We start from the raw sequence: 14,440 nt of genomic DNA on the forward strand, positions 1-14,440 counted from the left end.
GCCGAGGAATGTGAAGAACCCGTGTGGCCGCCGTGTGCGTCCCATGTGGTGACCTGCGATGTCACCCGACACCCCCTTCGCCCCGTGTGTCCGCGGTCGTACGATCGTGGACGTCGGGGGGCCTCCCTCCCCGACCGGAGAACGGAGGCCCTCCACGTGTGCGCGCATGTCCTGGTGGCCGAGGACGACGTGAACCAGGCCGAGCTGATCCGGCGATACCTGGAGCACGAGGGCCACACGGTCCGCGTGGTCCACGACGGCCGGTCCGTGCTGGACGAGCACCACCGTGCCCGCCCCGACCTCATCGTGATGGACGTGATGATGCCCGTCATGAGCGGGCTGGAGGCGTGCAGGGTCCTGCGCGCCGAGTCCGACGTCGCGGTCCTACTGCTCACCGCACGCTCCACGGAGGACGACCTGCTGACCGGGCTGGACCTGGGCGCCGACGACTACGTCACCAAGCCGTACAGCCCGCGCGAGCTGATGGCGCGGGTGCGCACGCTGTTGCGCCGCTCCCGTGCGACGGTCCCGAACGAGGAACGGGTGCTGGAGGCGGGACCGATCACCGTGGATCCGGCCCGGCACATGGTGCGGGTCGACGGGGAGCCGGTGACGTGCACCCCCGTGGAGTTCCAACTGTTGCGGGCCCTGGCGGTCCGGCCCGGACGGGTACTGAGCCGAACCCAACTCCTGGAGACCATCCACGGGATCAGCGGGTACATCACCAAGCGCACCATCGACGTCCACGTGAAGAACCTGCGCCGCAAACTCGAACCCGACCCCCGACGACCGGTCCGGTTGATCACCGTCTACGGCGTCGGCTACAAGCTGGCGGGGCCCGACCGTGTCCGTTGAGGGGTCCTCGCCCCGACCTCACGGGGAACGGCGACGGGCCTCCCTGCGGCACGGGCTTCTCTTCCGGCTGCTGGCGGGATCGTCCCTGGTGGCGGTCTGCTCGATCACCGCGACGGCCTGGCTGGCGGTACAGAGGACCTCGGAATCCATCACCGACCAACAGGGCGAGACCCTGACCGTGGACACCCACATCCACGACACCCTCGTCGGATACGCGGCCACGCACTCGGACTGGGCGGAGGTGTCGGAGAGCGTCCAAGACCTGGCAGAGGAGACCGGGCGCCGGATCGTCCTCACCACCGAGGGCCGTGCGGTGATCGTCGACTCCGCCTCCCCGGCCGCGGGGGCCCAGGGTGAGACCCCTCCCCTGCCCGCTCGAACGTCGTCCGTGGTGGACCCGCTCGCGGTGGACGTGACCCTGGTCTCGGGGAACGGCGACCGCATCGATCCGCGCGCGACCGGACCCTTCACCCTGACCGATGAGGAGCGCGGCGCGCTGCGCTCCCGGGCGGAAGAGGGCGCGTCCTGCCTGGAGGAGGTCTACGGCGTCACCGCGGATGTGGTGACCGGGCCGACGGGACGTCCCGCGGTCGAATCGGAGCACGGGGACGCCTACATGTGGGCCGGCTGCGGCCTCACCGCCCTTGACCGGCCGTTCGGCGGCGAGGTGGAGGCACTGGCCGACCTGAACGAGCGCGCCTCCGACTGCGGCGACGCCGGAACGGACCTGGTCTACGCGATGGACGGCCGCACCGGGGGCCTCGTGATCACGGGCACGCCCCCCGACTCCCCGGGACCGGCCCCGGACGAGGCCCGACCCCCCGCCGCTCCGGACGACCCGACGGCCGAACTCCCGGAGGATGCCCCGGACGGCGCCGACCCCGTGGAGGGAGTCACCGAACCCACCCCCGGCCCGGAGCTCCCGTCCGGCCGGCCGGAGCCGCCCGCGCCCCCGTACGACGAGGCCCCCGTCGAGTCGTATCCGCTCCCGACCGAAGAGCCTTCGGAGGCGAGCCCCGGGGCCTGGCCGGACGACCCGGGTTCCGATCCCCCCGGTGCCGAGAGCCTGACGTGGTCGAGGGTCGAGTTGAGTCGGGAGACCGCCGCCTGCCTGGACTCCGCCCGGCGCGCCCAGCTCGACCCCTACGTCGCGCCCGCCGCCCTGCTGTTCATCGACGACCCCGCGGAGGGCCCGGAGACCGGACTGTCGTTGTCCAGGGAAGGCGCCCTGCGGCTGGGTGGCGTGGTCCTACTGGTGCTCTTGCTGACCGTGGTGGTGAGCACGACCCTGGCGACCCGCCTGCTGCGCCCCGTGCACGCGCTCACCGACGCCGTGAACCGCATGCGGGAGGGTGGTGGGCCCTCGATCCGGGTGCGGGTTCGCGATTCCGGGGAGATCGGCCGGCTCGCGGAGGCGTTCAACGAGATGTCCGAGCACCTGGAGCGGGCCGAGGACCAGCGCAAGGCGATGGTGAGCGACGTATCGCACGAGTTGCGGACCCCGCTGAGCAACCTGCGCGGCTGGTTGGAGGCCGTCCAGGACGGCATGGTCGAACCCGATCCGGAACGCGTGAGGATGTTGTTGGGGGAGACCCTGCTGCTCCAGACGGTCATCGACGATCTCCAGGATCTCGCCCTGGCCGACGCCGGTCGGCTGCGCCTGTCCCCGGAGGCCGTGGAGGTCGTGACCCTGATCGACCAGGTGATCGCGGGCCACGGGCTGCGCGCGGAGGAGGCCGGGGTGCGCCTGGTCGGCGAGGCCCGTGACGTGACCCTCGTCGCCGACCGGTCCCGGATGCTCCAGGTCCTGGGGAACCTGGTCGGCAACGCGCTGCGGCACACCCCGGAGGGCGGGACCGTCACCGTCGGCGCCCACCGGGCGGGCTCCCAGGTCGTGATCCGAGTGGCCGACACCGGGGTCGGCATCGCCGAAGAGGACCTGCCGCACGTCTTCGACCGGTTCTGGCGCGCGGACCGGTCCCGTAACCGACGCACCGGCGGCAGTGGGCTCGGGCTGGCCATCGTGCGCGGACTGGTGGAACTGCACGGTGGTTCGGTGACGGCGGACAGCACGGTCGGGGAGGGCACGACCTTCACGTTGCGGCTGCCCCTGACCGGCCGCCCCGAGGGGGACACGGACGACACCGGAAGGGGGAGGGCCGCCTCGGGCCCTGGGTGACCTCGGCAAGGTCGAGTCCATCCCTGGAACGGCACTCCCAAGGTCCGATCGCCATGGGTACGGCCCCGGCCGTCGAGGGCCGGGGCCGTACGGGTGCGCCCGTGACGCCGCTACACGCGGCCCTCGCCGGTTTCGGCGATGAGGGCGAGGAGCGCGTCGGCGGCCGGACCGGAGGAGGCCGGGTTCTGGCCGGTGACGAGCAGTCCGTCGGTGAGGACGTAGGGCAGCCAGTCACCGATCTTGGAGTAGTCGGCTCCGAGCCGCTTCAGTTCGTCCTCGACCAGGAAGGGGACGACCTCGGTCAGGCCGACGGCCTCCTCCTCCCCGTTGGTGAAGCCGGTGACCCGGCGTCCCTCGACCAAGGGGGCGCCGTCGGGGTCGACGGCGTGGCGCAGCACGCCGGGGGCGTGGCAGACCAGGGCGAGGGGCTTGCCGGCGCGCGAGGTGGTCTCGATGAGCCGGATGGAGTCGGGGTCCTCGGCCAGGTCCCAGAGGGGGCCGTGGCCGCCGGCGTAGAAGACCGCGTCGAAGTCGTCGACGGAGACGGTGTCGAGCCGGACGGAGTGCTCGAGGGCGGCCATGGCCTCGGGGTCGTCCTCGAACCGGCGGGTCTCGTCGGTCCGGAAGTCGGGCTCGTTGCTCTTGGGGTCCAGCGGCGGCCTGCCGCCCTTGGGCGAGGCGATGACGGGGTCGGCCCCGGAGTCCTTGAAGCGGTAGTAGGGGGCGGCGAGTTCCTCCAGCCAGAAGCCGGTCTCGCGGCCGGTGTCGCCGAGTCGGTCGTGCGAGGTGAGGACGATGAGGACCTTCATGATGACTCCTTGTTTAAGTAGACCGGTCGTCTCAAAGCAGACAGAACGGCGACCGGTCGGGTGATCACGGGTGATGAGCGTCCCGGGGCGGGCCCGCCCCGGGTCCTACAGGTTCAAGAGTCGACGGGTGACCCGCGTCGTGGTGTCCAGCGGGCCGATGTCACGGTGGATCTTGGCCATGACGCTCGCGCCGAGCCACATGTCGTACAGGACCTGCGCGGTGTCGCGCGGGGCACCGTCCACGACGATCGAGCCGTCCTCCAGGCCGTCCGCGATCGTCCGCTCCAGGCGGTCGATGATGGCGGTGGTGCCCTCCTTGAGGGCGATCCGCATCGACTCCGACAGGTCGGCGACCTCGGCGCCGAGCTTGACGGCCAGACACCTGCCCTGGCACTCGTCGACGCTCTGCGACTCGCGCCAGTTCCGCCAGTAGTTCATCAGTCGCTCCGCCGAGGTCGTACCCGACTCGCCGAGGACGCGGTCCATGTCCGCCAGGTAGTCGGCGAAGTAGGCCTTCATCATCGCCTCGCCGAAAGCGTCCTTGGAACCGAAGTAGTGGTAGAACGACCCCTTCGGCACCCCGGCCGCGGAGAGGACCTCGTTGATGCCCACCGCGGCGAACCCCTTGCGGGACATGATCCGCTGCGCGGCGTCGAGGATGCTGCGACGCGTGTCGCCCTGGTTGACTGTCACGATCTCACCCTATCGCTCATTAGACCAGTCGTCTAAGCGAGTCCGAGCGTCGACCCGGGCGACCCGCCGCGCCATCGGCCCAGGAAGTCCAAGAGGATCTCGTTGACCTCGGCCGTGTGGGTGGTGAGCAGCCCGTGCGGAGCACCCTCGATCTCGACGTACTCGGCGGTGGGCAGGGCCTCGGCGAAGCGGCGCCCGGTGGCGTCGATGGGCAGGGTCCGGTCGGCCGTACCGTGCACGATCAGGGCGGGCACGTCGATCCGGGGGATGTCCGCCCGGAAATCGGTGGGCCAGGTCAGCGGCGCGGCGGCCGAGGCGATCGGACCCGCGCCGGCCGCCACGTTCCAGGCGTTGCGCACGGCCTCCTCGCTCACCCGGGTGCCCAGGTTCTCGTCGAGGTTGAAGAAGTCCGCGTAGAAGCCGGTGAAGTAGGCGTAGCGGTCCTTCTTCACCGCCTCGGAGACACCTTCGAAGAAGGAGGGCGGAGCGGCGCCGTCGGGGTTGTCGTCGGTGATGGCCAGGTACGGCTCGAGCGAGGAGAGGAAGACGGCCTTGGCGACCCGGTCGGAGCCATAGGTGGACAGGTAGCGGGCGACCTCGCCGGTGCCCATCGAGAAGCCCACCAGGACCGCGTCGCGCAGGTCGAGGGTCTCCATGACCGTGTGCAGGTCGGCGGCGAACGTGTCGTAGTCGTAGCCGATGGAGGGCTTGTCGGACCTACCGAAGCCGCGCCGGTCATAGGTGATGACCCGGTGGCCGGCGTCCAGCAGGGCCGGGATCTGCCCCTCCCAGGAGTCGCCGCTCAGGGGGTAGCCGTGGATGAGGAGGACCGGCCGCCCGGCCCCCTTGTCCTCGTAGTGCAGTTCGATGTCGGTGCTGTTCTCCGTGCCGACCTTGATGCGTCCCATGATGTCCGCCCTTTCGAGGATCTCGGTGTCCGCCGTGTGCCGACAACAGGACTATACGACCGGTCTACTTTAATAACAACCCCCTCCGTCGCGGAATACGACGAGGGCCCACCGATCCGCTCGGCGGGCCCCCTGGGACCGGCGGCCTCGAAAGACCCCGGACATGAGAAAAGGCCCCCGCATGGGAGCCTTTTTCTTCGAGGTGGGCGTACCAGGACTTGAACCTGGGGCCTCATCCTTATCAGGGATGCGCTCTAACCGACTGAGCTATACGCCCTCGTTCCGTCAGGAACTCTACCGCATCCGGGGGACCGGGGCGAACCGGCGACCTCCTGGCGCGAGAGAGGGGACACGGGTCTCCCGCGTCCCTCTTCACCTCCCATTTTAGCCGGTTCCCGACAGTGCTCGGGACGGTCCGGGAAAGAGGTCGGGCCCGGCCCCACGAAGGGTCCGGGCCCGAAGGAGGCCGTGTGGTCCTACTCGGCCTCGGACAGGGTCACGTCGACCCCGCCGACCAGGTCGGAGACCAGGTTGTAGACCATCGCGCCCACCGTGGACAGGGCGGTGATCAGCACGACGTTGAGCGCGCCGATCACACCGGTGTAGCCCAGGACACGACCGGGGGAGAACCAGGCGGCCGGGTTCAGGCCCAGCTCGTCGTCTCCTCCGTCCCCCTCCAGGAGGGCGTTGATCATGTTGGTCAGCTCGTCGAACACACCCAGCATCGACAGGGTCGCGTAGATCACCGCGACCGCGACGAACAGGATGATGAAGCACACGAGGGAGACCACGAAGCTGAACTTCATGACCGACCAGGGCTCCACACGGGAGACCGTCAGGTGGGCCTTACGACTCGCCAGCGTCGCCTTGACGGCGCCGGGGGTCGCGGGAGCGGGTTCGGCCTCGGTCACCGTGTCGGTGCCCTCTGCCTCCTTCTCACCGGCAGGCTCGGTGGAGTCCGCAGCGGTCGAGTCCGCAGTCTCCACGTCCGAGTCCCCGGCGACACCCGCCGCGTCGGAATCTTTGCTGCTGGCGTTCGGCTGATTCTCAGACATAGAAACGTTACCGGTGGACTTTCGTTGAGACGGATCGGTCCGTGTGCCCCGTGGGGGCGCCGAAACGCACCCCACGGGACGTACTGCGCTTAACGCGCAGTCTAGGCCTCCTGGTTGCCTTCACCCGCGACCTCTTGATCGCCCGTGTCGAGCGGCCCCTCCGTGTCGTCGATCTCCTCGGCGTCCTCCGCCGCTTCGGCGTTGGCGGCGACGGCGACGATCTTGTTGCCCTTGTCGAGGTTCATCAGCCGGACGCCCATGGTGGTACGGCCGGACTGCTTCACCTCGGCGGCCCCGGTGCGGATGACCCCGCCCGCGGAGGTGATCGCGAAGATCTCGTCGACCTCCGGGTCCACCATGAGGGCGCCGACCAGCTTGCCCCGGGCCTCCACGACCTTGGCGGTCAGGACGCCCTTGCCGCCCCGGTTCTGGGTCGGGTACTGCTCGGACGGGGTCCGCTTGGCGTAGCCGTTCTCGGTGGCGACCAGAACGTCGGTCGAACCGTCACCGGGCCGGATGACGTCCATGGAGAGCAGGTAGTCGCCCTCCAGGAAGCGCATGCCGATCACACCGCTGGTGGCGCGACCCATCGGACGCAGCGACTCGTCGGAGGCGGAGAAGCGGATCGCCTGGGCGTCGCTGGAGATCAGCAGCAGGTCGTCCTCGGGGAAGACCAGTCGGGCGGCGATCAGCTCGTCGTCCTCGCGCAGGTTGATCGCGATGATGCCCGCCGAACGCGCGGAGTCGAAGTCCTCCAGACGCGACTTCTTGACCAGGCCCTCCCGGGTGGCCAGCACCAGGTAGGGGGCGGCCTCGTAGTCGCGCAGGGCCATGATCTGCGCGATCTCCTCGCCCGGCTGGAAGGGCAGCAGGTTGGCCACGTGCTGGCCGCGCGCGTCACGTGCGGCCTCCGGCAGCTCGTAGGCCTTCGTCCGGTACACCCGTCCCTGGTTGGTGAAGCACAGGATCCAGTGGTGGGTGGTGGTGACGAAGAAGTGCTGGACGATGTCGTCCTGCTTGAGCTGGGCCCCGCGCACGCCCTTGCCACCGCGCTTCTGCGCCCGGTAGTTGTCGATGCGGGTGCGCTTGGCGTATCCACCGCGGGAGATCGTGACGACCACGTCCTCCTCGGCGATGAAGTCCTCCATGCGCATGTCGCCCTCGAAGGGGATGATGTGCGTGCGCCGCTCGTCGCCGTACTTCTCGACGATCTCGCCGAGCTCCTCGCGGATGATGGAGCGCTGGCGCTCGTCCGAGGCGAGGATGTCGTTGTAGTCGGCGATGAGCGTCATGAGCTCGTCGTACTCGGCGGTGAGCTGGTTGCGCTCCAGCGCCGCGAGCTTGCGGAGCTGCATGTCGAGGATGGCGCGGGCCTGGATGTCGTCGATCTCCAGAAGCCCCATCAGTCCGGTGCGGGCCTCGTCGGCCGACGCGCTGGAGCGGATGAGGGCGATGACCTCGTCGATGCGGTCCATGGCCCGCAGCAGGGCGCGCAGGATGTGCGCCCGCTCCTCGGCCTTGCGCAGGAGGTACTTCGTCCGGCGGACGATGACCTCGACCTGGTGCTTGACCCAGTGCCGGATGAGCTGGTCCAGGCGCAGGGTGCGCGGCACCCCGTCGACCAGGGCCAGCATGTTGGCGCCGAAGGTCTCCTGGAGCTGGGTGTGCTTGTACAGGTTGTTCAGCACGACCTTGGCCACGGCGTCGCGCTTGAGCACGATGACCAGACGCTGACCGGTACGGCCGCTGCTCTCGTCGCGCACGTCGGCGATGCCGGTGATCTTGCCGTCCTTGACCAGGTCGGCGATCTTCAGCGCGAGGTTGTCCGGGTTGACCTGGTAGGGCAGCTCGGTGATGACCAGGGTCTGCCGGCCCCGGCCGTCCTCCTCGACCTCGACGACGGCGCGCATGGTGATGGAGCCGCGGCCGGTCCGGTAGGCCTCCTCGATCCCGCGCTTGCCCACGATGAGTCCGCGGGTGGGGAAGTCGGGGCCCTTGACCCGGGCGATGAGCTCGTCGAGCAGCTGCTCGTCGTCGACCTCGGGGTGGTCCAGGTACCAGTTGACGCCGTCGGCGACCTCGCGCAGGTTGTGCGGCGGGATGTTGGTCGCCATACCGACCGCGATCCCGGAGGAGCCGTTGACCAGTAGGTTCGGGAAACGCGCCGGCAGCACGACGGGCTCGGCGGAGCGGCCGTCGTAGTTGGGCCGGAAGTCGACGGTCTCCTTGTCGATGTCCCGGAGCATCTCCATGGCCAGCGGCGCGAGCTTGCACTCGGTGTAGCGCATGGCGGCCGCCGGGTCGTTGCCCGGAGAGCCGAAGTTGCCGTTCGGGTCGACCAGCGGCATCCGCATCGACCACCACTGGGCCAGGCGGACCAGGGTGTCGTAGATCGCACTGTCACCGTGCGGGTGGTAGTTGCCCATCACGTCGCCGACGACGCGGGCGCACTTGAAGTAGCCGCGGTCGGGCCGGTAGCCGCCGTCGTACATCGCGTACAGCACACGCTGGTGGACGGGCTTGAGGCCGTCTCGGACGTCGGGGAGGGCGCGGCCGACGATGACGGACATCGCGTAGTCGAGGTAGCTGCGCTGCATCTCGACCTGGATGTCGACCGGTTCGACCCGGTCCGTCACGCGCGGCAGGGACTCCACCTGGGAGTCGCCGCCCTCAGGGGCGTCGGGGTTGTTCGCATCCGTCACGGATGTCGATCCCTTCTAGGCTGGCTTGAGCGGGTGAGAGCGGGATTCCCTAGATGTCCAGGAAACGGACGTCCTTGGCGTTGCGCTGGATGAAGGAACGCCGGGACTCGACGTCCTCGCCCATGAGCACGCTGAACATCTCGTCGGCCTGGGCCGCGTCCTCCAGGGTTACCTGGAGCAGGACACGGCGGTCGGGGTCCATCGTGGTGTCCCACAGCTCGTTGGCGTTCATCTCGCCCAGACCCTTGAAGCGCTGGACCATGTCGCGCGGGCGCGGGTCCTTCTTGCCGGCGGCGATGCCGGCCTCGATGACCTGGTCGCGCTCGGCGTCGGAGAAGGCGTAACTCGCGTCGTTGCCCTTCTGGTCCCACTTGATCTTGTACAGCGGCGGCGCGGCCAGGTAGACGTTACCGGCCTCGACCAGCGGCTTCATGAAGCGGAACAGCAGGGTGAGCAGCAGGGTGCGGATGTGCTGACCGTCGACGTCGGCGTCGGCCATGAGGATGATCTTGTGGTACCGGAGCTTCTCCGCGTCGAAATCCTCGTGGATACCGGTGCCCAGGGCGGTGATGATCGCCTGGACCTCCTGGTTCTTGAGGATCCGGTCGATGCGGGCCTTCTCCACGTTCAGGATCTTGCCTCGGATGGGCAGGATGGCCTGGTTGTGCGGGTTACGACCGCCCTTGGCGGAGCCGCCCGCGGAGTCACCCTCGACGATGTAGACCTCGCACTCCTCCGGGTCCGTGGACTGGCAGTCCGACAGCTTGCCCGGGAGGGAGGTGGTCTCCAGGAGGGTCTTGCGGCGGGTCAGATCGCGGGCCTGGCGCGCCGCGACGCGAGCGCGGGCCGCCTGGCTGGCCTTGGAGACGATGTCCTTGGCCTCGCCCGGGTTGCGCTCGAACCAGTCGCGCAGGTGCTCGTTGGTGACCTTCTGGACGAAGGACTTGGCCTCGGTGTTGCCGAGCTTCGTCTTGGTCTGCCCCTCGAACTGCGGGTCGGCGAGCTTGACCGAGATGATCGCGGTCAGACCCTCGCGGATGTCGTCGCCGGTGAGGTTGTCGTCCTTGTCGCGCAGCAGCCGCTGGTCACGGGCGTACCGGTTGACCAGGGTCGTGAGCGCGGAGCGGAAACCCTCCTCGTGGGTGCCGCCCTCGGCCGTGTTGATGGTGTTGGCGAAGGTGTGGACCGACGAGGTGTACGACTGGTTCCACTGCATCGCGATCTCGACCGCGATGCCCTCGCCCTCCTCCTCGAAGGAGATGATCGAGGCGTGGGCGGGTTCCTTCTTGTTGTTGATGTGTCGGACATAGTCCGACAGACCCTCCTCGTAGTGGAAGGTGTTGACCACCGGGCCGTCGTCGGTGTGCTCGGGACGCTCGTCCCGAATGGTGATGGACAGCCCCTTGTTGAGGAAGGCCATCTCCTGCATCCGGCGGGCGAGGGTCTCGAACGAGAACGTGGTCGTCTCGAAGATGTCGCCGTCGGCCCAGAAGGTGATCTGGGTACCGGTCTCGTCGGTCGCCTCGCCCTTGACGAGCTCGCCCGTGGGGGCGGTCATCTCGTAGTGCTGACGCCAGACGTGTCCCTGCTGACGGATCTCCACGTCCAGGGCCGTGGACAGCGCGTTGACGACGGAGATACCGACGCCGTGCAGACCGCCGGAGACCGCGTAGGACTTTCCGTCGAACTTTCCGCCCGCGTGCAGCGTGGTGAGGACGACCTCCACGGCCGGACGCTGCTCCACGGGGTGGATACCGACCGGGATACCGCGCCCGTTGTCGGTCACCCTGAGGCCGCCGTCGGCCAGCAAGGTCACCTCGATGGCGTCGGCGTGGCCCGCCAGGGCCTCGTCGACCGAGTTGTCGACCACCTCGTACACCAGGTGGTGCAGACCGCGCTCGCCGGTGGAGCCGATGTACATACCCGGGCGCTTGCGTACTGCCTCAAGCCCCTCGAGAACCGTGATTGATCCTGCGTCGTAGGCCAAGTGGGAACACCCTCCTGCTGGGGACGCCTGTCGGCCGCGGCCGAGCGGACAACGGTCAACCCACGACAGGGCGATCGGAGGGGCAACGTACATCGCAGCACCTGGGAGATCACCGTTCGCCGCACGGGCCGCCCGCCCACCCTCTACATGGGGGCGTGGTACCGGCTACAGGCGTCTGAAGAACCTTCTCCATGATACCTCGCGCGGTACGACAAAGTGGCATTGGCGGCGCTGTGCCGCCCGAGAACGAACGATCAGGGAGGGAGCCGAGCCCCTACACGCGGGAGGGCCTTCTCGCAACTCCCGGCGCGGTTCAGTGCCCTTGCGCGCCCCTTCGCCCGTTCCCGCCCGAAGGGTGAGGTCCGGTCCTCGTGGGGTCGCCCGGAACGACCGGACCGCTCGATCCTCCCGAACAGGCCGTAAAGCCCCTGTTCATGGCGGTCTCGGACGAACCACCCCGCTCCCGACGCGTTCAGCGACGACGGGAACCGGGCCCCTTCACCTTGATGGAGACGACGGTCCCGTCCCCCAACTCCTCGTTGAGCCGGCGCATGAGATCACGCACCATCGCTCGCGCATGGGCCGCCATGGTCGGCGAATCGGCCACCACGACCAATTCACCTTCCGAATAGCTCTCCGGTCGCAGATGTTCGGCGTTGAACTCGCCGACGATGTCGCTCCACCGGCCGAAGACCCCGCCGATGGCCACCTGTTCCTGCCAACCGTGTTCGATCAGCCAGGTGCGGACCGCGTCTCCGAAGAGTTGGGGCTCGTTCCGTGACCGCAATCGGCCACGCGCGCGCGGGCGCGAGGTGCCTCTGGGGACCGCCCCTCGTTCACGGGCCTCGGCCCTGGCGCGGGCCAGGGCCTGCCGGGCCAGATCGGCCCCCGAGGCGTGCGGCACGGTGGGGACCACCGCCTCCCCCGAGACCGCCGACCCGTCCACAGGCTGTGGACGGTGCCGGTCGCCACCGCCTCCGAACGTTCCCCGTCCCGCCATCGGATCCACAGGCTGTGGATGACGCTCATTCACGCTCGACCACCCCCCGACGCACCCCGTATCTCACGCCGTCCAACTCCCCGGGGATGTCCTCGCCGACCGCGGCGGTCACCAGGACCTGCTCGGCGTCGCCGACCCGTTCCGCCAGACGACGTCGCCGCTCGGCGTCGAGCTCGGCGAACACGTCGTCCAGGATCAGGACCGGATCGTCCCCCTCCGCCCTGAGCAGATCGAACGCCGACAGCTTGAAGGCCAGCGCGTACGACCAGGACTCCCCCTGACTGGCATACCCCTTCGCGGGCAGATCACCGAGGCGAAGGTGCAGTTCATCGCGGTGCGGCCCCACAAGACCGACCCCGCGCTGGAGTTCGCGATCGCGTTCCCGTTCCAGGGCGCCACGCAGGAGGTCCACCAGCGCCGGGCGGTCGAAGGGGATCTCCTCCCCCTCCTCCACCGCGGAACTCCGGTAGGTGGGGACGGCGGGCCCACCGGAGTCGGTCAGCCCCGCGTAGTTCTCCGCCACCAAGGGCCGCAGCTCCTCCACCAGAGCAAGACGGGCGGCCAGGAGCTCGGCGCCGGCCTCCGCCAGATGCGCGTCCCACACCTCCAACGTGCTCAGGTCGGGGGCGGCCCGCTGACGAAGACGCGCGGAGGCCGACTTGAGCAGGGCGTTGCGCTGTTTGAGGACCCGCTCGTAGTCGGAACGCACCCCCGCCATCCGGGGAGTACGGGCCACGAGGAGGTCGTCGAGGAAACGGCGTCGCTCTCCCGGATCACCCTTCACCAGGGCCAGGTCCTCGGGGGCGAAGAGCACCGTGCGCAGGATCCCCAGCACGTCGCGGGGGCGCCCGGCCGCGCCTCGGTTCACCCGGGCCCGGTTGGCCCGGCCCGGGTTGATCTCCAGATCGACGAGCATGTCCCGACCGTCCCGCATGACCCTGGCGCTCACGATCGCCCGGGCGGCGTCCTGACGGACCAGCGGGGTATCGGAGGAGACACGATGGCTGCTCAGGGTGGAGACGTAACCGATCGCCTCGACCAGGTTGGTCTTGCCCTGACCGTTGGAGCCGACGAACACGCTCACGCCGGGTTCGAGTTCGAGCAGAGCCGACTCATAGGTGCGGAAATCGGCCAGTTGCAGGTGAGAGACGTACATCCGGCCTTCCTCCTGGTGCGGGGGAGCGCAGAACGATGACAGAGGGTGAGAAAAGGGAGAGGGGCGGTCCGGGTCGGGCCCGGCCGCCCCATGACGCGGGGATCAGCCCCGTGATCCGGCGTCGTCGGCCTTGGTGACGGCGTGTCCGCCGAACTGGTTGCGCAGGGCGGCGACGACCTTCATGGCCTGGCTGTCGTCCTGGCGGGAGGCGAAGCGGGCGAAGAGCGCCGCGGTGATGGCCGGGGCCGGGACGGCGAGGTCGACGGCGGCCTGGACGGTCCAGCGGCCCTCACCGGAGTCCTGGGCGTAACCGCGCAGCCCGGACAGGTCCGGGTCCTCCTCCAGGGCCCTGCTGAGCAGGTCGAGCAGCCAGGAGCGGACCACGGTGCCCTCGCGCCAGCTCTCGAAGGTGCCGGGGACGTCGTCCACGATGCCCGAGGCGACCATGAGCTCGTAGCCCTCGGCGAAGGACTGCATCATGCCGTACTCGATGCCGTTGTGGACCATCTTCACGAAGTGGCCGGCACCGACCGCTCCGGCGTGCACGAAACCGCCGCCGTCGTCGGGGGTCAGGGAGTCGAAGACCGGGCGCAGACGCTCCACGTTCTCGGCTCCGCCGCCGACCATGATCCCGTAACCGTTCTGACGGCCCCACACACCGCCGCTGACCCCGGCGTCGACGTAGCCGATGCCCTTGGCGGCCAGCGCCTCGGCGCGGTTGCGGTCGTCGACGTAGTGGGAGTTGCCGCCCTCGACGATCAGGTCGCCCTCGGTCAGGAGCTCGCCGAGCCGGTCGATGGTGGCGGAGGTCGGGTCGCCCGCCGGGACCATCACCCAGACCACGCGGGGCGTCTGAAGGCGGTCGACGAGGGCCTCCAGGCTCTCCACGTCGCGCTCACCGGGGGAGGCGTCGTAGCCGACGACGTCGTGCCCCTTCTCCCGCAGGCGGGCGGCCATGTTGCCGCCCATCTTGCCGAGTCCGATCATTCCGAGTTGCATGCTTGGGCTCTCCCTTGGGCACCTGTGGACACGTGGAAGCCGACCGGCCCGGGCATGGAGCCGCGGGCCGGGCGGCGGACGCCGGTCTTCGAGTTCG

At 69.3% G+C, this 14,440-nt stretch carries 10 protein-coding genes, 1 tRNA gene and 1 pseudogene; 2 read left to right on the forward strand and 10 right to left on the reverse strand.

What is annotated here, in order from left to right; genetic code table 11:
* Positions 1-156 precede the first annotated feature (156 nt).
* Complete coding sequence (locus TR33_RS19160) at positions 157-855, forward strand: response regulator transcription factor (RefSeq protein WP_017536098.1); 699 nt, start codon at positions 157-159, stop codon at positions 853-855.
* Positions 845-3,034 (forward strand): sensor histidine kinase, encoded by a 2,190-nt coding sequence (locus tag TR33_RS19165; protein ID WP_042284565.1) that lies wholly within the window; start codon positions 845-847, stop codon positions 3,032-3,034. Before TR33_RS19160 ends, TR33_RS19165 begins: the two co-directional genes overlap by 11 nt.
* Positions 3,035-3,144: 110 nt before the next feature.
* Here the strand turns inward: TR33_RS19165 and TR33_RS19170 are convergent, their stop codons facing one another.
* The 10 genes and pseudogenes from TR33_RS19170 to gnd form a co-directional block, all read right to left on the reverse strand.
* Positions 3,145-3,843, reverse strand: a complete 699-nt coding sequence (locus TR33_RS19170; protein ID WP_017536096.1) for a type 1 glutamine amidotransferase domain-containing protein — start codon at positions 3,841-3,843, stop codon at positions 3,145-3,147.
* Positions 3,844-3,948: 105 nt separating this feature from the next.
* On the reverse strand, positions 3,949-4,536 hold the full coding sequence (locus TR33_RS19175; protein ID WP_017536095.1) for a TetR/AcrR family transcriptional regulator: 588 nt from the start codon (positions 4,534-4,536) through the stop codon (positions 3,949-3,951).
* Between the two features lie 32 nt (positions 4,537-4,568).
* A complete protein-coding gene (locus TR33_RS19180) occupies positions 4,569-5,444 on the reverse strand; it encodes an alpha/beta fold hydrolase (protein ID WP_042284567.1) in 876 nt (291 codons plus the stop codon).
* Between the two features lie 203 nt (positions 5,445-5,647).
* Positions 5,648-5,721, reverse strand: a tRNA-Ile gene (locus TR33_RS19185).
* Between the two features lie 199 nt (positions 5,722-5,920).
* Positions 5,921-6,499, reverse strand: a complete 579-nt coding sequence (locus TR33_RS19190) for a DUF3566 domain-containing protein (protein ID WP_026125284.1) — start codon at positions 6,497-6,499, stop codon at positions 5,921-5,923.
* 101 nt (positions 6,500-6,600) lie between these two features.
* Positions 6,601-9,201 (reverse strand): DNA gyrase subunit A, encoded by a 2,601-nt coding sequence (gene gyrA, locus TR33_RS19195; protein ID WP_017536092.1) that lies wholly within the window; start codon positions 9,199-9,201, stop codon positions 6,601-6,603.
* Between the two features lie 49 nt (positions 9,202-9,250).
* Positions 9,251-11,188 (reverse strand): DNA topoisomerase (ATP-hydrolyzing) subunit B, encoded by a 1,938-nt coding sequence (gene gyrB, locus TR33_RS19200; protein WP_081536485.1) that lies wholly within the window; start codon positions 11,186-11,188, stop codon positions 9,251-9,253.
* Positions 11,189-11,660: 472 nt separating this feature from the next.
* Positions 11,661-12,188 (reverse strand): DciA family protein, encoded by a 528-nt coding sequence (locus TR33_RS19205; RefSeq protein ID WP_017536091.1) that lies wholly within the window; start codon positions 12,186-12,188, stop codon positions 11,661-11,663.
* Between the two features lie 25 nt (positions 12,189-12,213).
* Complete coding sequence (gene recF / locus TR33_RS19210) at positions 12,214-13,344, reverse strand: DNA replication/repair protein RecF (protein WP_042284570.1); 1,131 nt, start codon at positions 13,342-13,344, stop codon at positions 12,214-12,216.
* A gap of 102 nt (positions 13,345-13,446) precedes the next feature.
* Positions 13,447-14,355 (reverse strand): annotated as a pseudogene (gnd, locus tag TR33_RS19215) (phosphogluconate dehydrogenase (NAD(+)-dependent, decarboxylating)); the annotation flags it as partial.
* Positions 14,356-14,440 lie beyond the last annotated feature (85 nt).

It is taken from the genome of Nocardiopsis alba (assembly GCF_000710955.1).
Lineage (GTDB): Bacteria > Actinomycetota > Actinomycetes > Streptosporangiales > Streptosporangiaceae > Nocardiopsis > Nocardiopsis alba.

Excerpts from the sequence above, each read along its gene's own strand:
- TR33_RS19170 (WP_017536096.1), bottom strand. The coding sequence starts at position 3,843 with ATGAAGGTCCTCATCGTCCTCACCTCGCACGACCGACTCGGCGACACC.
- TR33_RS19180 (WP_042284567.1), bottom strand. The coding sequence starts at position 5,444 with ATGGGACGCATCAAGGTCGGCACGGAGAACAGCACCGACATCGAACTG.
- TR33_RS19190 (WP_026125284.1), bottom strand. The coding sequence starts at position 6,499 with ATGTCTGAGAATCAGCCGAACGCCAGCAGCAAAGATTCCGACGCGGCG.
- TR33_RS19205 (WP_017536091.1), bottom strand. The coding sequence starts at position 12,188 with ATGGCGGGACGGGGAACGTTCGGAGGCGGTGGCGACCGGCACCGTCCA.
- recF (WP_042284570.1), bottom strand. The coding sequence starts at position 13,344 with ATGTACGTCTCTCACCTGCAACTGGCCGATTTCCGCACCTATGAGTCG.